General features: G+C 63.7%; 16 protein-coding genes, 2 other RNA genes and 4 pseudogenes. 13 read left to right on the forward strand and 9 right to left on the reverse strand.

Going from position 1 to position 20,316, the window contains the following annotated elements:
• The first annotated feature begins 102 nt into the window (after window positions 1-102).
• Window positions 103-1,206: a metal-dependent hydrolase gene (locus tag J5I97_RS03800; protein ID WP_208589185.1), complete on the forward strand. Its 1,104-nt coding sequence runs from the start codon at window positions 103-105 to the stop codon at window positions 1,204-1,206.
• A 1-nt stretch (window position 1,207) separates the two neighbouring features.
• On the opposite strand, the gene J5I97_RS03805 is transcribed toward J5I97_RS03800, so the two are convergent.
• On the reverse strand, window positions 1,208-2,035 hold the full coding sequence (locus tag J5I97_RS03805) for a class I SAM-dependent methyltransferase (RefSeq protein ID WP_208589186.1): 828 nt from the start codon (window positions 2,033-2,035) through the stop codon (window positions 1,208-1,210).
• 28 nt (window positions 2,036-2,063) lie between these two features.
• On the reverse strand, window positions 2,064-3,062 hold the full coding sequence (gene dusB, locus J5I97_RS03810; protein ID WP_208589187.1) for a tRNA dihydrouridine synthase DusB: 999 nt from the start codon (window positions 3,060-3,062) through the stop codon (window positions 2,064-2,066).
• A gap of 106 nt (window positions 3,063-3,168) precedes the next feature.
• On the opposite strand from dusB, the gene J5I97_RS19730 reads away from it, so the two are divergent.
• Window positions 3,169-3,303, forward strand: coding sequence for a hypothetical protein (locus tag J5I97_RS19730; RefSeq protein ID WP_371885880.1), 135 nt, complete (start codon window positions 3,169-3,171; stop codon window positions 3,301-3,303).
• A 137-nt stretch (window positions 3,304-3,440) separates the two neighbouring features.
• Here J5I97_RS19730 and J5I97_RS03815 read toward each other — a convergent pair whose 3' ends face one another.
• The 3 genes from J5I97_RS03815 to J5I97_RS03825 form a co-directional block, all read right to left on the reverse strand.
• A complete protein-coding gene (locus J5I97_RS03815; protein WP_208589188.1) occupies window positions 3,441-4,061 on the reverse strand; it encodes a LemA family protein in 621 nt (206 codons plus the stop codon).
• Between the two features lie 228 nt (window positions 4,062-4,289).
• Window positions 4,290-4,670: a diacylglycerol kinase gene (locus J5I97_RS03820; RefSeq protein WP_208589189.1), complete on the reverse strand. Its 381-nt coding sequence runs from the start codon at window positions 4,668-4,670 to the stop codon at window positions 4,290-4,292.
• A 366-nt stretch (window positions 4,671-5,036) separates the two neighbouring features.
• Window positions 5,037-5,112: non-coding RNA, sX9 sRNA (locus J5I97_RS03825), on the reverse strand.
• Between the two features lie 62 nt (window positions 5,113-5,174).
• Here J5I97_RS03825 and J5I97_RS03830 point away from each other — a divergent pair.
• A pseudogene (locus J5I97_RS03830) lies at window positions 5,175-5,379 on the forward strand (hypothetical protein); the annotation flags it as partial.
• Window positions 5,380-5,721: 342 nt separating this feature from the next.
• Here the strand turns inward: J5I97_RS03830 and J5I97_RS03835 are convergent.
• The 3 genes from J5I97_RS03835 to J5I97_RS03845 form a co-directional block, all read right to left on the reverse strand.
• Window positions 5,722-7,005, reverse strand: coding sequence for a sensor histidine kinase (locus J5I97_RS03835; RefSeq protein ID WP_208589190.1), 1,284 nt, complete (start codon window positions 7,003-7,005; stop codon window positions 5,722-5,724).
• Window positions 7,006-7,147: 142 nt separating this feature from the next.
• Entirely contained in the window at window positions 7,148-7,861 is a 714-nt protein-coding gene (locus J5I97_RS03840) for a response regulator transcription factor (protein ID WP_208589191.1), read from the reverse strand.
• Window positions 7,862-7,953: 92 nt separating this feature from the next.
• The gene (locus J5I97_RS03845; RefSeq protein WP_208589193.1) at window positions 7,954-8,616 is read right to left on the reverse strand and encodes an arylesterase; all 663 of its coding nucleotides are present in this window, start codon (window positions 8,614-8,616) and stop codon (window positions 7,954-7,956) included.
• Window positions 8,617-8,725: 109 nt separating this feature from the next.
• Here J5I97_RS03845 and J5I97_RS03850 point away from each other — a divergent pair, with 109 nt between their 5' ends.
• The 9 genes and pseudogenes from J5I97_RS03850 to J5I97_RS03890 all read left to right on the forward strand — a co-directional run bounded on the left by J5I97_RS03850 (window position 8,726) and on the right by J5I97_RS03890 (window position 17,732).
• Window positions 8,726-9,325, forward strand: a complete 600-nt coding sequence (locus J5I97_RS03850) for an ABC transporter ATP-binding protein (RefSeq protein ID WP_208591541.1) — start codon at window positions 8,726-8,728, stop codon at window positions 9,323-9,325.
• Entirely contained in the window at window positions 9,322-11,805 is a 2,484-nt protein-coding gene (locus J5I97_RS03855) for an ABC transporter permease (RefSeq protein ID WP_208589195.1), read from the forward strand. The genes J5I97_RS03850 and J5I97_RS03855 overlap by 4 nt, the downstream gene beginning before the upstream one ends.
• Before the next feature lie 138 nt (window positions 11,806-11,943).
• Window positions 11,944-12,595 (forward strand): annotated as a pseudogene (locus tag J5I97_RS03860) (TauD/TfdA dioxygenase family protein); the annotation flags it as partial.
• Between the two features lie 68 nt (window positions 12,596-12,663).
• A pseudogene (locus J5I97_RS20485) lies at window positions 12,664-13,259 on the forward strand (IS4 family transposase); the annotation flags it as partial.
• Window positions 13,260-14,705 (forward strand): annotated as a pseudogene (locus tag J5I97_RS20490) (peptidase domain-containing ABC transporter); the annotation flags it as partial.
• A gap of 245 nt (window positions 14,706-14,950) precedes the next feature.
• On the forward strand, window positions 14,951-15,148 hold the full coding sequence (locus tag J5I97_RS03875) for a zinc-finger domain-containing protein (RefSeq protein WP_208589197.1): 198 nt from the start codon (window positions 14,951-14,953) through the stop codon (window positions 15,146-15,148).
• A 10-nt stretch (window positions 15,149-15,158) separates the two neighbouring features.
• On the forward strand, window positions 15,159-16,271 hold the full coding sequence (locus tag J5I97_RS03880) for a glycosyltransferase (RefSeq protein WP_208589198.1): 1,113 nt from the start codon (window positions 15,159-15,161) through the stop codon (window positions 16,269-16,271).
• Window positions 16,252-17,586: an O-antigen ligase family protein gene (locus tag J5I97_RS03885; protein WP_208589199.1), complete on the forward strand. Its 1,335-nt coding sequence runs from the start codon at window positions 16,252-16,254 to the stop codon at window positions 17,584-17,586. The genes J5I97_RS03880 and J5I97_RS03885 overlap by 20 nt, the downstream gene beginning before the upstream one ends.
• A gap of 69 nt (window positions 17,587-17,655) precedes the next feature.
• A non-coding RNA gene (locus J5I97_RS03890) (sX9 sRNA) lies at window positions 17,656-17,732 on the forward strand.
• Window positions 17,733-17,785: 53 nt separating this feature from the next.
• On the opposite strand, the gene J5I97_RS03895 is transcribed toward J5I97_RS03890, so the two are convergent.
• The gene (locus J5I97_RS03895; protein ID WP_208589201.1) at window positions 17,786-18,706 is read right to left on the reverse strand and encodes an LpxL/LpxP family Kdo(2)-lipid IV(A) lauroyl/palmitoleoyl acyltransferase; all 921 of its coding nucleotides are present in this window, start codon (window positions 18,704-18,706) and stop codon (window positions 17,786-17,788) included.
• Window positions 18,707-18,840: 134 nt separating this feature from the next.
• On the opposite strand from J5I97_RS03895, the gene waaA reads away from it, so the two are divergent.
• Window positions 18,841-20,157, forward strand: a complete 1,317-nt coding sequence (gene waaA, locus J5I97_RS03900) for a lipid IV(A) 3-deoxy-D-manno-octulosonic acid transferase (protein ID WP_208589203.1) — start codon at window positions 18,841-18,843, stop codon at window positions 20,155-20,157.
• Window positions 20,158-20,316 lie beyond the last annotated feature (159 nt).

The following is a 20,316-nucleotide window of genomic DNA, read 5'->3' on the forward strand; positions in this document are numbered from 1 at the left end:
GATGCCAGGCGATCAACTGCCCGGTGACACGCCGACGGCAGCACGTTAAACGCATCTGAAAAGATACCCGCCCGTGCATGTCCGGCCTGCTAGCATCGGCCGATGGATTCATTGACCCAGATCGTTCTTGGCAGCGCTATTGCTGCCGCCATCGCGCCGCCTGGACAGCGGCGCGGCGCCTTGTTGGCCGGCGCGGTATTGGGCACCTTGCCCGATCTCGATGCAGTAATATTACTGCCGTTGACCGACGATCCGGTCACGCTGATGACGGTGCATCGCAGCGTCAGCCATTCGTTGTTTGTGCTGCCGTTGCTTGGTTGGCTGATCTGGTGGCTGTTCCGTCGCTACGGCAATGGGCGTGTGGCCAGTGCGCCCAAACGCTGGTTCTGGGCGATCCAGCTGGCTCTGATCACTCACCCGTTGCTGGATGCGTTCACTGTGTACGGCACCCAGCTATGGTGGCCGCTGCAGCCGCATCCGGCGATGTGGTCGAGCGTTTTCATCATCGACCCGGCCTACACGCTGTGGCTGTTGTTGGCCTGTGCAGTGGCGTGGTTTGCGCGCGCCCGCCCAATCGCGCAACACGTGCTGGTGATTGGACTGGTCGTCAGTTCTGCCTACCTGGGCTGGTCGCTGCTGGCCAAGCATCTGGTCGATCGCCAGGCCGATCGCGCATTGGCCGCACTTGGCCTGGGCGATGCGCCGCGCTTCTCGGTCCCGATGCCGCTCAACACCTTGCTGTGGCGGGTGGTGGCGATGACACCCAACGGCTATGTGATCGGCGAGCGCTCGCTGGTGGCCGACAAAGGCCCGATGCATTTCCGTGGTTATTCCAGCAACACCCAGGCCTTGGGCGAAGTGGCGACCTTCGACGCGGTACGCCGGCTGACCTGGTTCAATCGCGGTTTCATGCGCGCGCGTCTGGTCGATGACGAATTGATGCTCAGCGACCTGCGCATGGGTCTGGAGCCGGATTACAACTTCAACTTCGTCGTTGCCCGCCGCGAAGACGGGCAGTGGCAGCCGATCGCGCCGCGGCAGATCCAGGCCGCCTACCGCGCGCCGGTGGCACGCGATCAGATCGGTGCAGTGCTGGCGCAGATGTGGCAGCGCATCTGGCACGAGCCGAGCGGTACCGTGCTGACCGGCGATCTGGAACATGCCGGCACATCCGCACCTGCGCCTGCCCCCGTAACTCACCCGTAACTCAATAGACCGTTGCACGCGCCTGCACGAACGAATAGAAGAACACCGCGTTCGGGTCGCTGTGCACCTGCGCCAGTTCGCGACGCATGCCGTCCACGGTTTCCGCGTTGACTGCCCCGGCCTGCAGCAATTGGTCTGCCGCCGAGAGCAGCACTTCTTCCCAGAATCCGATCATGGTCTTGCGCCGGCCCGGCTCGCGGTTGTCCAGATGCAGGGTCTTGATCTTGGTGTGCACATCGTGGAAACCGCCGGCCAGCAGCAGATTGCCCAGCTTGGCACCGACGAACGGGTCGCCGCCCTGGTCATGCTGGAAGTCGTTGAACGCCATCCAGTAGCGCCACAGATTCGGCGAGTACGGGTGCAGCAGGAACGAAGCATTCATCACTTCGGTCACGTACACCGGCGAACCGGGCAGTAGCACGCGCCGCACTTCGTTGAGCACGCGTGCGGGCGAGGGTACGTGTTCGAGCACCCAGCACAGAAACGCTGCATCGAACTGAGGAGCTTCGAACGGCAGATCGGTCGCATCGGCCTGCTGCAGCGTGTAACGCTCGCGGCACCATGCCAGGCGTTCGAGATTTTCCCGCGCTGCGCCCAACTGCGCTTCGCTCAGATCCACGCCGGTGACATGCAAGTCGGGGAAACGACGCAGCAGGATCTCGGTCTGCGCGCCGACGCCGCTGCCGACTTCCAGCAACCGCCGCGCGCCGCTGTAGTCGATCTGATTGAACAACGTGGCTTCGAGCAGTCTTGCCTGTCTTAGCAAGCGCGCTTGTTCAGTGGGCGAGAATCCGTGCAGGTAGGTAGGGGTATCGCTGGGTGTGCGCATGGGTGCAGCTCCGACACTTCAAGAAAACTCAGGCGGCCCTCGACAGCGGCGGCGGCATGCCTGCAATCAAGGCGTCGAAATAATCGCGGGTCAACGCCAGCTGCGTCTCCGGTGTGTCGGCGCGATTGACCACCACGCGAAAGTCGGCGCTTTGCGGATGATCCTTGGCGTACCAGCCCAGATGTTTGCGCGCGATGCGCACGCCCTGCGGCTGCCCGTAGAACCCATGCAGTGCTTCCAGATGACCCAGCAAGGTGTCGCGCACGAAGGCCAGCGACGGTGGCGGCAACAGCTCGCCGGTGGACAGGTAATGCGCCACTTCGCCGAATATCCAGGGGCGCCCTTGCGCGGCGCGGCCGATCATCACCGCATCCACGCCGGTGTCGTGCAGCACCTGCGCGGCTTTCTGCGGTGAATCGATGTCGCCGTTGGCGATCACCGGAATCTGCAGCGCTGCCTTGATCCCGGCAATCGTGGCGTACTCGGCGGTGCCTGTGTATTGCTGATCGCGAGTGCGGCCGTGCACGGCGAGTGCGGCGATACCGCAGTCCTGCGCGATGCGTGCGATGGTTGGGCCGTTGCGATGATCGCAATCCCAACCTGTGCGGATTTTCAACGTCACCGGCACATCGACGGCCTGCACCACCGCACGCAGGATGCGCGCCACCAGCTCCTCGTCGCGCATCAGCGCCGAACCTGCCCAGGCGTTGCAGACCTTCTTGGCCGGGCAGCCCATATTGATGTCGATCAGCTGCGCGCCATGGTCGACGTTGTAGCGCGCCGCCTCTGCCAACTGCTGCGGCTCGGTGCCGGCGATCTGCACGCTGATCGGGTCAGGCTCGCCGGCATGGTCCATGCGGTGCAGCGATTTGCGCGTGCCCCAGAAGCGCGGATCGGAAATGGTCATCTCCGACACCGCCAACCCGGCGCCCAGCCGCTTGCACAACAGCCGGAACGGCTTGTCGGTGACGCCCGCCATCGGGGCGAGGACCACGCTTGGGGCGATGGAGTAGGGACCAATGCGCATGGGATCATTGTAGCTGGAGCGGGAATTGGGAAGCGTAAGAGCGTTTGCGGGAGAGCGAGGTCGTTACGCCGGACTGTCCTGGTAAACGTCCGAACACTCTGGCCGCGTGGATGCGCTGCACGCGGCCGGCTTGCTTGTTGTGGGCGTCAACCCACGGCAGGCGCGCGAGGTGGCCAAAGCCGCCGGTCAACTGGCCAAGACCAATACTCTTGATGCGCTATTGCCAATGACGCTCGACTAGCCGCTGGAAGGCTGGCGCCGTCAGCTGCGCGAGCGCCAACAGCGTTGTACTTAATCCGTACGCGATGAAGGTGTTTGAATTGGCCCACCAATTCACTTGTCTCAACATGACCTTACAGCGCGCCAGACAGTACCTGATTACTGCGCAGGCTGTGACTGCTGCTGCTGCGCCTGCTGAGTGCCAAAATCCACCTGCGGTGCGCGCGAGATCTGGGCTTCGTTTTCGACGCTGAAATTGGGCTTGGGCCGATAGCCAAAGATCTTGGCGGTGATCACCTGCGGGAACGAACGCAGGTAGGTGTTGTAGTCCTGCACGGTCTGGATATAACGACCACGCGCCACCGTAATGCGGTTCTCGGTGCCTTCCAGCTGCACTTGCAGATCGCGGAACGACTGGTCGGATTTCAGCTGCGGGTAGTTCTCGCTGACCACCAACAAGCGCGACAGTGCGCTACCCAGTTCGCCCTGCGCTTGCTGGAATTGCTTTAGCGATGCTTCGTCGTCGGCATTGACCTGAATCTGGCCGACGCGCGAGCGCGCATTGGTCACTTCGGTCAGCACCTGGCGCTCCTGCTGGGCGTAGCCCTGTACGGTGCGAACAAGATTGGGAATTAGATCGGCGCGGCGCTGATATTGGTTCAGCACTTCAGACCAGCCGGCCTTCACTCGCTCCTCCTTCTGCTGAATCGCGTTGTAGCCGCAACCGGACAGCGAGGCGGTCAGAATCAGCAACACCACGGCGCGAATCAGGACAGGCATGCAGGCGATTCCGTTGAATAGAGACCCACAGCATGCCATGCGCCAGGTCAAGCGCGCATGCACATGCGTCCGCCTGGCATGTCGTGCCCGACACGCGCACACCATGATCACCCCGTGCAGCTGCATTAGCTGCATTGCCGCACGCCTACCAAACCGCACTCACTAGTGGTGTGCAAAGCGGCCTACAAACCCACCCGGCGGCAACAAGGCTTGCATCACCGGCTGCTTTCAAAACAAACGCGGCAGCAGAATCAGTCCCCAGCACAGCAGCACATTGAGCAACAGCAAGAATACAGCTGCCGAGCCCATGTCCTTGGCACGCCCGGCCAGCACGTGGTGCTCCGGACCATAGCGTTCGATCACTGCTTCGATCGCCGAATTCAACAGCTCGGCGGCCAGCACGATCAGCAGCGGCGCAATCAGCGCGATACGCTCCAGGCCGGACCGGCCGAGCCATAGCCCGAGCGGCGCCAGCATTACGGCCAGGCAGACTTCAAGGCGAAACGACGATTCATGCAGCCATGCCGCACGTAACCCCTGCCACGACCAGATCGTCGCCTTGAGCATGCGGCGCGGACCGCGCGGCACGTGTCCCAGTTGATCGGCCATGCGTCAGTGCTTCCGTTCGCATGGGCGTGTGCGGGGACACATCGAACGCATGGCATGGTCGCTGCTTGGGAAAGTGCGAATCTTGCACCGTGACGGAGTGCGCCGCCAGTTGCCAGGCGATTTGCGCTTAGCTTGCAGCCACTCCGCGCACTGCGCCTGTCGTGCTGGTGCAGGATTTCCCAGGCAAACCCGTGATCAACCCAGGTACGCGACGATGTGCTGACGTTCGTGACGCGCATCCGTCGCGATCTGTCAATGCACGCATCGGTTATCTGTCGATCAAACCGAGCCCGTCGCGGTCGATCAAACCGAGCCCGTCGCGCGCGCAGTTGCTGCCGGCTGCCGTCAGCGCCAATCGTTTAGAGCGGCTAACAAAACGTAGCGAGCAGTCGTCGGGTGGGTGCTCACGGCGCGGAGGAACCGGAGTGTAGGCGTGGTACATGCCGATTCCGAGCACCGGCCGCGCCCGCCTGACGGTGAGCGCAGTCGTTTTGTTAGCCGCTCTTAATCGAGGACGCACTCGCACCACTTGCGAAGGTGGACTAACGTGGACGTCTACACGCCGATGCTCGATGTCACCGGTAAGCCGCGCTTGGAACTGTTTCGCAAAGACAGGCTGCACACGACCGCCGATGGTTACGCCATTTGGCGCAAGGTCGTGGCACCGGTGTTGGAGCAGGACCAGGACGTTACCGAACCGATCCGTTGATCTCTATTGCCGGATCGATCAACTTGCAAGTGATGCGTGTGCAGTCGCTGCATCGGCACACGCGCATTCATGCGCGAGGGAAATACGCTGGCGTGGCTATCGCGCGTGAATGAAGTGGTCGTCTATCTACTGCTGCGGTACGCGAGATACGGCGGCGCCAGCGGTAACGCTCGGTCGCATCATCAAGAGCGGCTTACAGAACGCTGCGCAGAGTTATCAATGCGGAGTGATCAGTCAGGTGCCAGCGGCGCGCAGCAGCGGTGTTCGCGAGTAATTCCATACACCACCTGCCGTCATGGCAGCGCAGCCAGCGGCGAAGCGCGCTTCAGCGCGTGCCAGGCCTCAGGCCACCACCACCGCAACGGAAGTACCGACATCGGTTTGGCTATGCAATTCGATCCGCCAACCGAAGCGGTCGCATAGCCGGCGCACGATCGACAAGCCCAGGCCAGTGCCTTGCGGGCGGGTCGGATCGGCACGGAAGAATGGTTCGAAGGCGCGCGCACGTGCCTCTTCGCTCATGCCGATACCGGTGTCACGCACCACAATGCGGTCCTGGGTGACTTCGACCTCAATACTTCCGGTATCGGTGTAAGCGCAGGCGTTGCGTAACAGATTGCTCAGTACCACCCGCATCACCCGTGGCGGCGCGAACATCTGCAGGCTGGGTTCGCCCAATATATGCAATGACACCGGCTTGTCGCCGAGCAATTCGCGAGCGCTTTCGACTTCTTCGCTGACCAGTTCGGCGGCATCGAAGGTTTCGCTTTGCGGGTCGATTTCGGCTTCGCGCGCCAGGATCAAAAACGCGTCGATCACCGCTTCCATGTCATGGCCGGCACGCTGGATGCGGCGCAGGCTGCGTTGCGTGCGTGGCGACAATTCGTCGTCAGCCAGGGCCATGTCGCTGGCGACACGGATCACCGTCAGCGGCGTGCGTAATTCATGGCTGGCATCTCGGGTGAAGTTGCGTTCGCGTGCAACGTGGTCGCTGACCCGTTGCGCCAATGCGTGCAAGGCAGCGGCCAGCTGACGCGTATCGCCCTGCAACTCTGCCGGCAATCGCTCCGGTGCCAGTTCGTCCACATCCGGGTTGCGCGGATCCCATTGCGACACGCGCCGTGCAAGCCAGCTGATCGGCGATACCAGACGTTTGGAGACACGATAGGTGAACCAGGACACACCGTAGATTGCCAGTAACACGATGATCGCCGGCACCACCCCGAACCACAGCGTCAGATGCGCGGCCCGCGAGCGTGGAAACACCAGATACAACCGCCCTTCCGGACGTTGATCGACATAGACCAGCGCGTCGGCGGCAGCCACTTCGCTGAAACCCAGCGGCAACCGCCGCAGCGCGACCGGGACGTTGTCCGGGACGTTGTCGTTGACTTTGCCGGCAGGCGAGAAATAGCCCTGGATATTGCGTGTGTTCGGCGGCCGATTGTCCGGCACGCTCGCTTGCAGGCGCCAGAAATGCACAGCCTCGTCGGCGAGTACGGTGCGCACCAAGCTGTACCTGATGACGAAGGAGACCAGATAGCCGGCAAGCACGATGGTCAGACTCGCCAGCGCGACCTGCAGTAGGAAGGCAAGACGTATTTTTCGCGGGAGCCCGTGTGGCATTGCTGCATCCAGGGGAGAGCGCCGGATTATAAGCAACGCTTCCGTGAGTCGATTGTGTAACCAGCCGGCAGCACGCGATAACGAGCGGCGCGTGGGCGCCTACGGAACTGGCCGGTCGCCAGAAAGCAGCTAGCCCATAACGTCAGGCCATCGGTTGGGCGATGTCGGCGATGCGATAGCCGGCGCTCTGCACGGTATGCAGCAGCGGGCGGTCGAATGGCTTGTCGATGATCTTGCGCAGGTTGTACAGATGGCTGCGCAGGGTGTCCGAATCCGGCAACCCATTGCCCCAGATCTCGCGCTCGATTTCCTGGCGGGTCACCACACGCGGCGATTCACGCATCAAGATGGTGAGCAGACGCAGGCCGATCGGCGAGAGCTGCAGCTCGGTGCCGGCACGGGTGGCGCGCATGCTGACCGGATCGAGCACCAGGTCGGCGACCCTGAGCACTTCCGAACCCACCTGGCGACGCTCGCGGCGGATCAAAGCACGCAGACGCGCTTCCAGTTCCTGAATGGCGAACGGCTTGGTCAGGTAATCGTCGGCGCCGAAGCCCAAGCCGGTGAGCTTGTCGTCCAGCGTGTCGCGAGCGGTCAGCATCAACACCGGGGTGGACTTGCGTGCGTCGTTACGCAGGCGACGACATACTTCGATCCCGTCCAGACGTGGCAGCATGAGGTCCAGAACGACCACGTCGTAGCTGTTCTCGGCGGCCAGACGGTAACCGTCGAGCCCGTCCTGCGCATAGTCGACCTCGAAGCCACGGCCTTCCAAGTACTCGCCGATCATTTCGGAGATATTGCGATTGTCTTCGACGACCAGCACGAGGCCGGACGTTTCCTTGGTCTGACGCATGGACTTTCCTCGGTCTTCAGCTTTGTGAAACATGCCGGATCGATGGTGGAAAGGGTGTGAAGACCGATCTAACGTTGTGTGACCACTGCGCTCTAGCGCTCGAGCAGCGGACGCAACGCCGGCCAGACCGTTTCCAGCACCTTGGGCTGCGCTGCGGCAGTCGGGTGTAAACCGTCGGCCTGCATCAGGCCCGGTTGCAGCGCGACGTTTTCCAGAAAAAACGGCACCAGAGCAGTCTTGTACTGTTTGGACAGGTCGGCATAGGTCGCCCTGAGGCGCTGGCGGTAGGCCGGGCCGTAGTTCGGTGGCACATCGATCCCGAGCAGCAGCATCTTGGCGCCGGCCTGCTGGCTGAGCTGGATCATCTTCTCCAGATTGCCCCTGAGCTGGGCCGGGGTCAGGCCGCGCAGCGCATCGTTGCCACCGAGCTCGATCACCACCACGCCAGGCCGGTGCTTTTCCAGCAGGCCAGGCAGCCGGGTCAACGCGCCGGAACTGGTTTCGCCGCTGATGCTGGCATTGACGATCGCCGGTGGCGTCGCCATGTCACGCTTGAGACGTTGGTCCAGCAGAGTCACCCAGCCGGACTCCACCGGGATGTTGTGCGCAGCGCTCAAGCTGTCGCCGACGACCAGAATCGGTGCAGTCGACACCGGGCCTTTGGCAGAGGCAATGCCCGTCGCAAGCAGGGGCAGCGCCAGCAGCCACAACGCGGCATATCGCAGTGTTCTTTCACGCATTCGGAGATTCCTCATCGACAGTCCGGCCCCTCGCTCCAGCACCCGCACCGCCATCGACGTCCGCGAGGTCGGCAAGTCCGTCAGTGGACCGGATGGCACGCTCCACATCCTCGACAACGTGAGCTTGACGGTCAGTGAAGGCGAGAGCATCGCCATTGTCGGCGCGTCCGGTTCGGGCAAGACCACCTTGCTCGGTCTGCTTGCCGGGCTGGATCTACCCAGCCGCGGCAGCATTGCGCTGTCCGGCCAGGATCTGGGCCAGTTGGACGAAGAAGCCCGCGCCGCCTTGCGCGCACGCGAAGTCGGTTTCGTGTTCCAAAGCTTCCATTTGCTGCCGGCGCTGACCGCCCAAGAAAACATCGCGCTGCCGCTGGAGCTGGCCGGGCGCGAAGATCCGGCGCGGGTACGCGAGGTGCTGGAAGCGGTGGGGCTAAGCGTACGTGCGCGCCACTACCCGCGGCAGCTGTCCGGTGGCGAGCAGCAACGTGTGGCGCTGGCGCGCGCATTCGTGGCCAAGCCGCGCATCCTGTTTGCCGATGAACCCACCGGTAGCCTCGACCAGACCACCGGCGGGCAGATCAGCGACCTGCTGTTCGCGCTCAATGCCACCAGCGACACCACGCTGGTGCTGGTCACGCACGACATGACGCTGGCGCAGCGCTGCCACCGCATCTACCGCATCGACAGCGGCCGCCTGCACGCACAGACCGGTCCGACGGCATGAACGTGCTGCGACAAGCCGCGCGTGCGGTGCGCCGCGAGTGCCTGGCCGGCGATCTGCTGACCGTGTTCGCCGCGCTGGTGTTGGGCGTTGCGGTGATGACGGCAGTAGGCACGCTGGTCGATCGGGTGACGCTGGCACTGACCACCAGCGCGGCCGATGTGCTCGGCGGCGACCTGGGCGTGACCGGCCGGCAGGAAATTCCAGCCGACTTCGCCGAGCAAGCGCAACGACGCGGCTTGCAGAGCACGCGCATGGTCAGCTTCCCCAGCGTGCTGTTCCATGGCCACGCCAGCCAGATGGCCAATATCCGCGGCGTCGGCCCCGGCTATCCGCTACGTGGTCAATTGCTGGTGTCCAAAGACAGCGCGGGCGCGGACGGCAAGCCTGCCAGCGCACCGCCACCAGGTCAGGCCTATGCCGACCCGCGCCTGCTCGAAACCCTGGGCCTTCGGGTGGGCGAGCAACTGGAATTGGGTGTCAGCCATCTCACCATCACCGGCGTGCTGCGCGCCGAGCCGGATGCCGCCGGTGAGCTAATGCAACTGTCGCCGCCATTGCTGGTCAACCGCGCCGATATCGATGGCGCCGGCCTGCTCGGTCCCGGCAGTCGTGCCTCATACCGGCTGATGTTCGCCGGTGCGTCGGACGCCATCGCAGATCTGCGCGCCTGGCTGAAACCGCGCGCCAGCGAATACCGCCTGGTTGGCATCGAAGATACCCAACGCGGCATGCGTTCGGCGTTTGATCGCGCGGCACGCTTTCTGGCCCTGTCGGGATTGTTGGCGGTGCTGCTGTCCGGCGTGGCGACCGCATTGGCGGCGAACCGGTTTGCGATGCGCCGCATCGACACTGTGGCGGTGTTGCGCTGTTTGGGGGCACGCCAGCGCGACATCCTGGCGATGTTGTCGCTGCAACTGCTGCTGACCGCCATCCCGGCTTGCCTTGTCGGAGTTGGGCTGGGCATGCTCGCGCAGGAAGGTTTGGTACAGGCGCTAGGCAGCTTGATCCCGAAACGGCTGCCGTTGCCGCAAGCCGTCCCGGCCATGGCGGGCGCGGGTATCGGGCTGGTGCTGTTGCTGGGCTTCGGCCTGCCGCCGCTGCTGCGGCTGCGCAACGTGCCGCCAATGCGCGTGCTCAACCGCAGTTTTGCCACGGTGCCGCCGAGTTCCTTGGTGGTCTACGCCGCGGCGTTGGTCGCCACACTGGCACTGACCGTGTACGCCACCGGCAACCTTGTGCTCGCCGGCTGGGTACTGGGCGGCCTGGCCGCGTTGGCACTGGTCGCGATGGCCTTGGGACTGAGCCTGCTGGCCTTGCTGCGGCCGATCCAACATCGTCTGCGCGGCTCATGGAAGTTGGGTCTGGCCTCGCTGACGCGGCGGCGCGCGCTGAGCGTGGTGCAGTTGGTCGGCCTGTCGTTGTCGTTATGCGCGCTGTTGCTGCTGGCCGTGGTCGGCCCTGGCCTGCTTGGCCAGTGGCGCGAGCGCCTGCCGGTGGATACGCCCAACTACTTCCTGATTAACATCCAGCCCGAACAAACCGAACCGGTGCTGCAGACACTGCGGGGATGGGGCGTGCAAGGTGCGGCGATGGAGCCGTTTTCGACCGGGCGACTTGTCGCCATTAACGACAAGCCGCCGGTGCGCGGTGACCGTGATCCGGCTGACGACGGCGACGGCAGCAACCGCCCGGTCAATTTCTCCTGGAGGCATGCATTCCCCCCGGCAAATACCTTGCTGCAGGGCAAATTCTGGGCAGCCGACAGCATTGCACCGGAGGCCTCGGTGGAAGAAGGCTGGGCGCAGCGCTATCAGCTCAAACTCGGCGATCGCATCACCTTGCTGCTGGGCGACCAACAGCGCAGCTTCACCGTCACCAGCATCCGCAAGGCCGACTGGGATTCGTTCCGGGTCAACTTCTTCCTGCTGCTCAACCAGGGATCAGTCGGCGATGCGCCGTACAACCTGATTTCCAGCTTCTACCTGCCGCCCGGCAATGCGCCCAAGCTGGCGTCGTTGAGCCGCGACTACCCCAACATTTCGGTGCTGGATATCGACGCCATCCTCGACCGCGTGCGCGAGGTGATCGACCAGGTGGCGCAGGCAGTGCAGTTGGTGATGGGCTTCAGTCTGCTGGCCGGTGTGCTGGTGTTGCTGGCGGCCTTGCAGGCAACTGCGGGTGAGCGGCGCTACGACAGCGCGGTGTTGCGCACGCTGGGTGCGCGGCGCGGCCAATTGCGTGGCGCGATGTTGGTGGAATTCGGTGCGCTCGGCTTGCTCGCAGCGATGCTGGCGGTGAGCGCCGCGGCCGTGATCGGCGCGGTGGTCGGGCGGCAAGCCTTCGAAATGGTATTGACGCCCGATTGGCCGCGCTTGCTGATCGGCGGTGCATTCGGAGTGGCGTTGAGTCTGCTTGCCGGCTGGTCGGGGACGCGGCGCATTCTTTCCACGCCGCCGGCGTTGGCGTTGCGTACGGAGTAAGCGCGGACCCAGGCGGCCCTTCTTTGCCGTCGAGGTGCCATCGTTATGGCCCGCGTCACTTCCGCCGCGCCGCGCGACGCGACTTCCGCCCTGAAAACTTCCGGCTTTCAGGGCGTTCAGATTGTGCCATTCGCTGCCCCGCTGCAGATCCACGTGCTGCGTAATTTCCAGCTGCGCGGGTATCTCAAAGCGCTGGTGGTATCCGACATCAAGGGGAACGGTGAACCGATCGGCCTGGGCGATGCCGGCCACTACTGGCTCAGACCTTTCGGACAAGGCAACGCCCAGTCTGGGCTCGCTGCTGCATGCCCAGGAGCTCCCCGGTGAAGGCGGCGACACCTTGTTCGCCGATCAGCATCTGGCTGGCAGACCCCGCCCGACGCGCTCAAGCGCACTGTGCAGAACATGCGTGCCGAACACAGCTATCTGGCCAAGTTCGAGCAGCTGCGTGCGCGCAATCCGTGGCGCCCTGCATTGAAGCCGGAACAGATCGCCGAAGTGAAGCCGGTGCAGCACTCGATCGTGCGCACGCGCCCGAAAACCTGCCAGAAGGCGCTGTTCGTCAGCGAGCATTTCACCACCCGCATAGTCGGCTTGCCCGATGACCAAGGCCGGGCATTGCTACAGACCATGTTCGAGCACAGCACAGCACAGCAAGTGCGAGGCGCTGGTGTATCGGCATCGTTGGCAGCCGCATGACATGGTGTTCTGGGACAACCGCTGGGTCATGCATCTTGCCGCTGAGGTTTCCCCACATTTCCTCCGGGCAGATCAATCACTTGCGACATGATCGTCTGGAAGTAAAGTGCGCGCATGGGGCACTCTTCAAGGTGACTAAGCCAGAGAAGGTTGACGACCATGCGCGCCAGCGAAGTATTGCAGAAGTGCCTGCCCAACTCACTGTCCGGGATGCATGCGTTGCGCGAACGCGCGTTGCTGCATGCGGTTGAGGCGTTGTTGCACGGACGTGCGCGGCGCGCAGCCGGTAATCGTCATCGACTGGAGCGATTTGAAGCCAGACAAATCGTGGTGTCTGCTGCGCGCAGTGGTGCCGGTGGGCGGCCGCACACTCACCTTGCTGGACATGCTGGTGCCAGGAAAGCAGCAGGGATCGCCTGGTGCAGAAAAACGCTTCTTGCAATAACTGAGGGCACTGGTTCCGGACGATGTTCGCCCGATCCTGGTCACTGACGCCGGCTTCCGGACACCGTGGTTCCGCGCCGTATCGGCCATGGGCTGGTGTTGGGTTGGGCGACTGCGCGGGCGCCCGCAAGTCAAGCCGCAGAACGTGCCGGATGAGGCAGAGCGAATGGAGCGACAGCCGGAAACTGCACGTTTTGGCGTCCAATCGTGCCTGCGAGTTACCGCCGATGCAGGCCAATCGCAGCGATCCACTCGATTGCCGGTTAGTGGTTTACGCCAAGACACGGCAAGGGCGCAAACAGTGCAATCGCGTGGTGTATCTGTCCTCCAGGCTGGGCCTGCAATGGATGGGTAACGTGTTTGCCCACCTGATGAAGTTGCCGCTGGATTTTTTTGAAAAACGTCATTTGGGCGATGTCACGTCACGAATGCCGTCGGTGCAAACGATCCAGCGCACGCTGACCATCAGTTTCGTGGAGTCGATCATTGATGGACTGATGGCCGTGGTGACATTGGGGCTGATGCTGATCTACAGCTGGAAGCTGGCATTGATGACGCTGCTGGCGGTAACGCTGTATCTGATGATTCGTGCGGTCGCGTATCGTCCGGTACGCGACCGCACTGAGCAGCAACTCGTCGCCTTTGCCAAGCAGCAGACGCATCTATTGGAATCTCTGCGCGGTATGCAGAGCTTGAAAGTGGCCGGTGAAGAATCGCAGCGTCGCGCCACTTACGGCAATCTGCTTAACGACACAGTCAATCAGGATGTAAGGTTGGCGCGGATGGGCCTTGGATTCAGCACAGCCAGCCAACTGGTCTTTGGCCTTGAACGTATTGCGGTGATCTGGATTGGAGCCAGATTGGCTTTGGACAACGTGTTTTCAGTCGGCATGCTTGTCGCTTATCTGGCTTACAAGGAGCAGTTTGCCGCGCGGGTGAGCGGGCTGATCGACAAGTGGATCGAGTTCCGCATGCTACGCCTGCATGGTGAACGGTTGGCCGACATCGTGTTGACGCCGCCGGAAGACGATCACGCGCTGTCGGAGGCACTGCCACCGACCGAACCGCGTATCGAATTGGAAGGGCTATCGTTTCGTTACGCAGAGGGTGAGCCATGGGTGCTCAGGAAGTGCAGTTTTGGTATCGAAGTCGGCGAATAGGTGGCGATCATCGGCCCGTCTGGCTGTGGCAAGACCAACTTGTTGAAGCTGTTGCTTGGCCTGCTCCAGCCGACAGAAGGCGTCATTCGCATCGGTGGTCATGACCTGAATAAACTTGGCGTGCGCAACATGCGTGCCGTGGTGGGTGCGGTAATGCAGGACGACCAGTTATTTGCCGGCAGCATCGCCGACAACATCAGCTTCTTCGATCAGGACTTTGATCTTGAACGCATCGCGGCGGCCGCGCGGCTGGCCGCAGTGCACGAGGAGATCGTCGCGATGCCGATGGGTTATCACGGATTGATCGGCGACATGGGCAGTTCGCTGTCTGGCGGCCAGAAGCAGCGGATCATGCTGGCGCGTGCGCTGTACCGTCAGCCAACGTTGTTGGTGCTGGATGAAGCGACCAGTCACCTCGACGTCATGCGCGAGCGGCTGGCCAACCACGCGGTGAAGCAACTGACGTTGACCAAGGTGATCGTGGCGCACCGCCCGGAGACCATCGCCAGTGCCGACCGCGTGGTCGTGCTTGAGCAAGGTCGCGTTGTCCAGGAATTTCGGCCGCAGGCAGCTCCGGTGGAAATGGTTTCTGCGTGATGTGTTGGCAATGGTCTCGGGCGTCTCTCGTAAAGTGTCCGGGCGCGGGTGGCTAACGTGGTTGAATTGGAAGACGCAAAATGAAGCCGATGACCGGGTTCTGGAGCGCCGCGCTAGGCCCGTCTTATCGCTATCGGGCTGCGCGAGTAGCGACTGGGACACGGCGGGCGCATCCGGCGAGGCAGCCGCTCTTGCAACGTCTACCGCTGCTAGAATGCGGTCCGTTCTCTTTAGCGATTTACGCCATGCGCCAGACCGCCACCGCGCCCGCCAATGCCCAAACGCGCTACACCGTGCACCGCGGCGATTTGCCGCTGAGCTGCCCGACGCCGCAGATGGCGCTGTGGAACTCGCATCCACGCGTCTACCTGCCGATCGAAGACGAGCCCAACTGCGAAGCCAAGTGCCCGTATTGCGGCGCGCTGTTCGTGCTCGCCGACTGATCTTCGCCGGATGCACCGCCTGACCGTGGTGCAACTGCTGCCGGCGCTGCAGTCCGGCGGCGTGGAGCGCTCCACCCTGGAAATCGCCGCCGCGCTGGCGCGTTCCGGCCACCGCGCCGTAGTCGTGTCGGCGGGCGGTCGTCTGGTCCAGCCGCTGCTGGAGGTGGGCGGTGAGCATCTCACTGTAGAGATCGGCCGCAAGTCGCTGCTGACACTACGTCATGTGGTGAGCCTGCGCAGGCTCTTTGCCGAACTCGGTGCCGACATCGTGCATGCGCGCTCGCGCCTTCCCGCCTGGCTGGGGTGGTACGCGCTGCGTGGCATGCCGCAAGCCACGCGGCCGCGCTTTGTCACCACCGTGCATGGGCTCAATTCGCCCAGCCGCTACAGCGCGGTGATGACATATGGCGAGCGGGTCATTTGCGTCTCGCAGACCGTGCGCCAGTACGTTTGCATGCACTATCCGCAGATCGACACTGCGCGCTTGCGCACCATTGCGCGCGGTGTCGACACCGCGCAGTTTCCGCGTCGGTCGCATCCTGATCGCCGCGCGCGCAAATGGGCGCACAGCCTGCTGCCAGGCTTGCCCGCCGACGCGCCATTGTTGTTGCTGCCCGGTCGCGGCACACGACTGAAAGGCCATGCCGACGGTCTGCAACTGCTCGCCGGCCTACGTGCCGCCGGGGTGCCTGCCTGGCTGTGGCTGCCGGGCGCACGCGAGCCGGGACGCGAAGCCTACGTGCGCGAACTGGAGGCCGAGGCCGCCAGGCTGGACGTGGCTGACGCCGTTGCCTTCACTGAGCCCACCGCGCGCATCGCCGAGGCCTACGCCGCCAGCGATCTGGTGCTGCAGCTGTCGCGCAAACCGGAAGCCTTCGGTCGTACCGTGGTCGAGGCCTTGTCGGTGGGCCGACCGGTGCTGGGCTGGGCGCATGGCGGGGTCGGCGAACTGCTGGCCGCGCTGCAGCCCAGTGGTGCGGTTCCCGCTTTCGATGCGCAGGCCTTGCGCAGGCAAGCGCTCCATCTGTTGCAGCAGGCGCCCACACCGCCCGCCGTGCGCGGTTACACGTTGCAGGCCATGCAATCGGCCACCCTGAAGGTCTATGACGAACTCCACCGCTGAGGCCATTACGCACGCGCCCGTGTTGACGCCCGACGCAGGTCGCTGGGCACCGCTATGGGTGATCCTGTTCGTGGCGCTGTGGCCCACGCCCGGGCTTGCCGAGGCGGTGTTGTCGCTAGGTGCGGTATTTGCGGCGTATCGCTTGCTGGACGCGCGCTTTCGCGGCGGCACGCGGTTGCTCAGTGGCGCGGCCTGGGCGCTGACCAGCTTGTTGTTCTTCGCGTATTGGTTGCCGCAAATGCTGTCGGCGTTCGATGCGATGGACGTGGGGGTGGCGCTGCGCAAGTTGGCCACCGATCTGCGCTATCTGCCTTTCATGTGGTTGTGCGCGATTGCGGTGGCCAACGCGCAGCGGCGCCGTCGCACCTTCACCGGCTTGGCAGTGATCGGTGGGGTGTGGACGCTGGACGCATTGCTGCAGGCCGCATTCGGTACCAGCGCGTTGTTCTTCGGCATGGATCAAATCAAACAACTGATCAGCGGCCACAGCCTGTGCACGGCGCAAGAGCTGGCCTTGGTCGATCGCCTCAGCGGCGCATTGGGCCCGTGCAATCTCAAATTCGGGCAGACCCTGGCCAGCCTGTCGCCGTTCCTCTTGCTGGCACTCGGACGACGCAATGCCTGGGCCTGGGCAGGCGCTGCGGCTGCAGTCGGCGTGGTGTTGGTGCTGGCCGGTTCGCGTGCGTCCTGGATCACCTACGGCGTGATCATGCTGCTGTCCGGTTGGCAGCTACTGGGCGGCCGTCGTTTGCTTGCCGTTGCGGTGGTCGGTGCGCTATTGGCAGGCGGGGTGGTGGCCGTGGCGCCCCAGGCACGCGAGCGGATTCAGCGCACCATGCTGGCTTTCCGCAATGGCGAACAAGGCGTCGACCAAGCCTTGTCCGGACGCGCACAGATCTGGGGCGCGGCGCTGTGCATGATCCGTGGGCACCCGCTCAACGGCGTGGGCGCGCGCGGGTTCCGTCAGGCGTATCCGGCTTGCAATCCGGCACCCGAACAGGCGCCGGCGTGGGGCGATGGGCCTGCCTTCCATGCGCATCAGATCGTGCTGGAAATTCTGGCCGAAACCGGCGTGATCGGTTTGCTGCTGTGGCTTGCCGGTGCGGCGCAGGCATGGCGCGCATGGCGTTATTCCAGTCTGGCGGCACGCGAGCAGGCGCGGCCGGCGATGATCGCGCTGGTGGCAACGGTCTTCCCGCTCAACACGCACCTGGCGTTCTATTCCAGCTTCTGGGGTGGCCTGAGCCTGATGCTGGCCGGGTTGTACGCTGGCGCCTTGCTCAACGACGATGCGGATCAACCGCCGCCGCGGTAATGTCTAAGAGCGGCTAAAAAAACGACTGCGCTCACCGCCAGGCGGGCACGACCGGTGCTCGGAATCGGCATGTCCACGCGTACACTCCGGTTTCTCCGCGCCGTCCGCACCCACCTGACGACTGTGCTCGCTACGTGTTGTTAGCCGCTCTAAAGCGACGCTGCGCATGCGCGCGTCGCATGCATCCGATGAACCGCAATCACCGATAGAAATCGCTACGCCCGCCCGGCTGGCGTTTGAAGCGCCGATGGATCCACAAGTATTGGTCCGGTGCCTCGCGCACCATGTCCTCGATCACCGCATTGACCTGCGCGGTATCGGCGATGACATCGTCGGATGGAATGTCTGTCAGTGGCGGCGCGATCTTGAGGATGTAGCGGCTACCTTCGCGACGATGGAAGTACGGCACCACTGCGCAACCGGTCAGGCGCGCCAGCTGATGCGTGGCGGTGATGGTGGAGGCCGGGTGTCCGAAAAACGGTACGAACACGGTGTCCTTGCCGCGCATGTCTTGATCCGGCGCGTACCACAGAAAACCGCCGCGCTTGAGATGCTTGATGGTGGCGCGCAGATCTTCGTTGGCGAACATGTGCGTGGCGTAGCGCAGCCGTCCGCGCTTGACCGCCCATTCAAACACCGGATTTCGGTGCTTGCGGTACATGCCGGCCAGCGGCACGTGATCGCACAGCAGCCGCCCACCCATTTCCAACGTCATGAAGTGGCCGGACACCAGCAACACACCGCGCTTTTGTTCCTGCAGACGCTGCAGATGTTCCAGGCCGTCGATCTGGACGCCGGGGCGAATGGCATCGATGCTGCCCCACCAGGCGCGCGCGAATTCGAACAGGCCCACGCCCAGCGCATCGAAACTATCGCGCAACAGCCGCGCTCGCCATGCATCGTCCTGTTCGGGGAAACACAGCTTGAGGTTGACCTCGGCAGCACGTCGACGCGTGCCCGACAGACGCATCGCGATCCAGCCGGCACCACGGCCCAGCGCGCGCTGCAGCATCCAGGGCAGGTGTCCAGCCAGCACCATCACGGCAAGGCCCAGATAGATCGGCCAGTACTTTGGGTTGCGCAGGGAAGGGCGGACGGCGACGTTAGCGGATTCGGACATGTGCCAATTCTAGAGCGTGTTCTGCCTTTTAAGATGAGATGCGTCGGCCGTACATGGCATGACACGCTCAAGGGATCGCACGCATCGGGCAGCGTGCACATGCGCACGCACGGACGCTCCCGTATCCTGCAACGATGCGGAAAGACCCGATCGAATGGCTGTTGCGCGGGCTGTACTCGGCGCTGTTGTACCTGCTGCTGCCGGTAACGGTGTACCACTTGGTATGGCGTGGTTTTCGTGTGCGCGAATACTTCAATCGCTGGAACGAGCGCTATGCGTCGTACACGCATGCCTGCGGTCGCCCACGCGTGTGGGTGCATGCGGTGTCGGTGGGCGAGGTCAACGCCGCTGCGCCGCTGGTCAATGCGTTGCGTGCGCAGCGCCCGGATATCCGCTGGGTCATCACCACCATCACCCCGACCGGCTCCGAGCGGGTGCGTGCGGTCTGGGGCGATGCGGTGGACCATGTGTATCTGCCATACGACGTGCCCGGCAGCGTGGGCCGGTTCCTGGAGCATTTCCGCCCGCGCCTGGCACTGATCCTGGAAACCGAGCTGTGGCCGAATATGCTGTTCGGGTGCCGCGACCGGCAGATTCCGGTGTACATCCTCAACGCGCGCTTGTCGGCGCGTTCGCTGCGCGGCTATCGCCTGTTGGCACCGCTGATCAGCCGCGCGCTGCGCACAGTCACCTGTGTGGCGGCGCAGTCGCACGACGATGCCGAACGTTTCATTACCCTCGGCGCGCGGCCGGATCAAGTGATCGCGCTGGGCAATCTCAAGTTCGATATCGCAGCGCCTGTGCAGTTGCAGGCCGTGGTCAAGCAGTTCCGTAGGCAGGTGCCGGCCACGCGCCCGGTGTGGATCGCGGCCAGTACGCATGAAGGCGAAGAGGTCGCGGTCGCCGACATCCACGCACGCTTGCTGCTGCAGTTTCCGGAGTTATTGTTGTTGTGGGCGCCGCGCCACCCCGAGCGCTTTCCCAAGGTCGAGGCGCTGGCACGCGAGCGCGGTTGGAGCGTGTCCACGCGCAAGGCCCGGCAATGGCCGCAGGCACGCGACAACGTGTTCGTCATCGACACGCTGGGCGAGCTTATGAGTTTCTACGCCTGTGGGCAGGTCGCCTTCGTCGGCGGCAGCCTGCAGCCGATCGGCGGGCACAATCTGCTGGAGCCGGCTGCGGTCGGCACTCCGGCGGTCACCGGCCCGCATCTGCATAATTTTTCGGAGATTTCGCGGCGCATGCGCGAGGCCGATGCGGTCGCCATCTGCGAGAACGCCGATTGCGTGTATCAGGATCTTGCACGCCTGCTCGGCGACCAGGCGCGGCGCGAGACGATGGCAGCCAATGGGTTGGCGCTGGTCGCCAACGGCAAGGGCGCGGTGGCGCGCACGCTGATGCAGATTGCGCCGGATCTACCGCCAGTGGTGAGTGATGGTACGGCGCTTTGAAAGGCGCGCGTGCTTGCTGCACCGGTGAATTAGAGCTTGTCGCAGTCGTGCTAACGCACGTCATCAAGTCGCTTTAGTTCTGGCCGTCATCGCAGCTATCGCACGTAGCCACATACACGCGTTTGCATCACGCCCAAAAATGGCGTTCCCAAGCCCGCT

This window comes from Xanthomonas fragariae (assembly GCF_017603965.1).
In the GTDB taxonomy this organism is placed as follows: domain Bacteria; phylum Pseudomonadota; class Gammaproteobacteria; order Xanthomonadales; family Xanthomonadaceae; genus Xanthomonas; species Xanthomonas fragariae_A.

Excerpts from the sequence above, each read along its gene's own strand:
- J5I97_RS03800 (WP_208589185.1), top strand. The coding sequence starts at position 103 with ATGGATTCATTGACCCAGATCGTTCTTGGCAGCGCTATTGCTGCCGCC.
- J5I97_RS03805 (WP_208589186.1), bottom strand. The coding sequence starts at position 2,035 with ATGCGCACACCCAGCGATACCCCTACCTACCTGCACGGATTCTCGCCC.
- dusB (WP_208589187.1), bottom strand. The coding sequence starts at position 3,062 with ATGCGCATTGGTCCCTACTCCATCGCCCCAAGCGTGGTCCTCGCCCCG.
- J5I97_RS03815 (WP_208589188.1), bottom strand. The coding sequence starts at position 4,061 with ATGCCTGTCCTGATTCGCGCCGTGGTGTTGCTGATTCTGACCGCCTCG.
- J5I97_RS03820 (WP_208589189.1), bottom strand. The coding sequence starts at position 4,670 with ATGGCCGATCAACTGGGACACGTGCCGCGCGGTCCGCGCCGCATGCTC.
- J5I97_RS03835 (WP_208589190.1), bottom strand. The coding sequence starts at position 7,005 with ATGCCACACGGGCTCCCGCGAAAAATACGTCTTGCCTTCCTACTGCAG.
- J5I97_RS03840 (WP_208589191.1), bottom strand. The coding sequence starts at position 7,861 with ATGCGTCAGACCAAGGAAACGTCCGGCCTCGTGCTGGTCGTCGAAGAC.
- J5I97_RS03845 (WP_208589193.1), bottom strand. The coding sequence starts at position 8,616 with ATGAGGAATCTCCGAATGCGTGAAAGAACACTGCGATATGCCGCGTTG.
- J5I97_RS03855 (WP_208589195.1), top strand. The coding sequence starts at position 9,322 with ATGAACGTGCTGCGACAAGCCGCGCGTGCGGTGCGCCGCGAGTGCCTG.
- J5I97_RS03875 (WP_208589197.1), top strand. The coding sequence starts at position 14,951 with ATGCGCCAGACCGCCACCGCGCCCGCCAATGCCCAAACGCGCTACACC.
- J5I97_RS03880 (WP_208589198.1), top strand. The coding sequence starts at position 15,159 with ATGCACCGCCTGACCGTGGTGCAACTGCTGCCGGCGCTGCAGTCCGGC.
- J5I97_RS03885 (WP_208589199.1), top strand. The coding sequence starts at position 16,252 with ATGACGAACTCCACCGCTGAGGCCATTACGCACGCGCCCGTGTTGACG.
- J5I97_RS03895 (WP_208589201.1), bottom strand. The coding sequence starts at position 18,706 with ATGTCCGAATCCGCTAACGTCGCCGTCCGCCCTTCCCTGCGCAACCCA.
- waaA (WP_208589203.1), top strand. The coding sequence starts at position 18,841 with ATGCGGAAAGACCCGATCGAATGGCTGTTGCGCGGGCTGTACTCGGCG.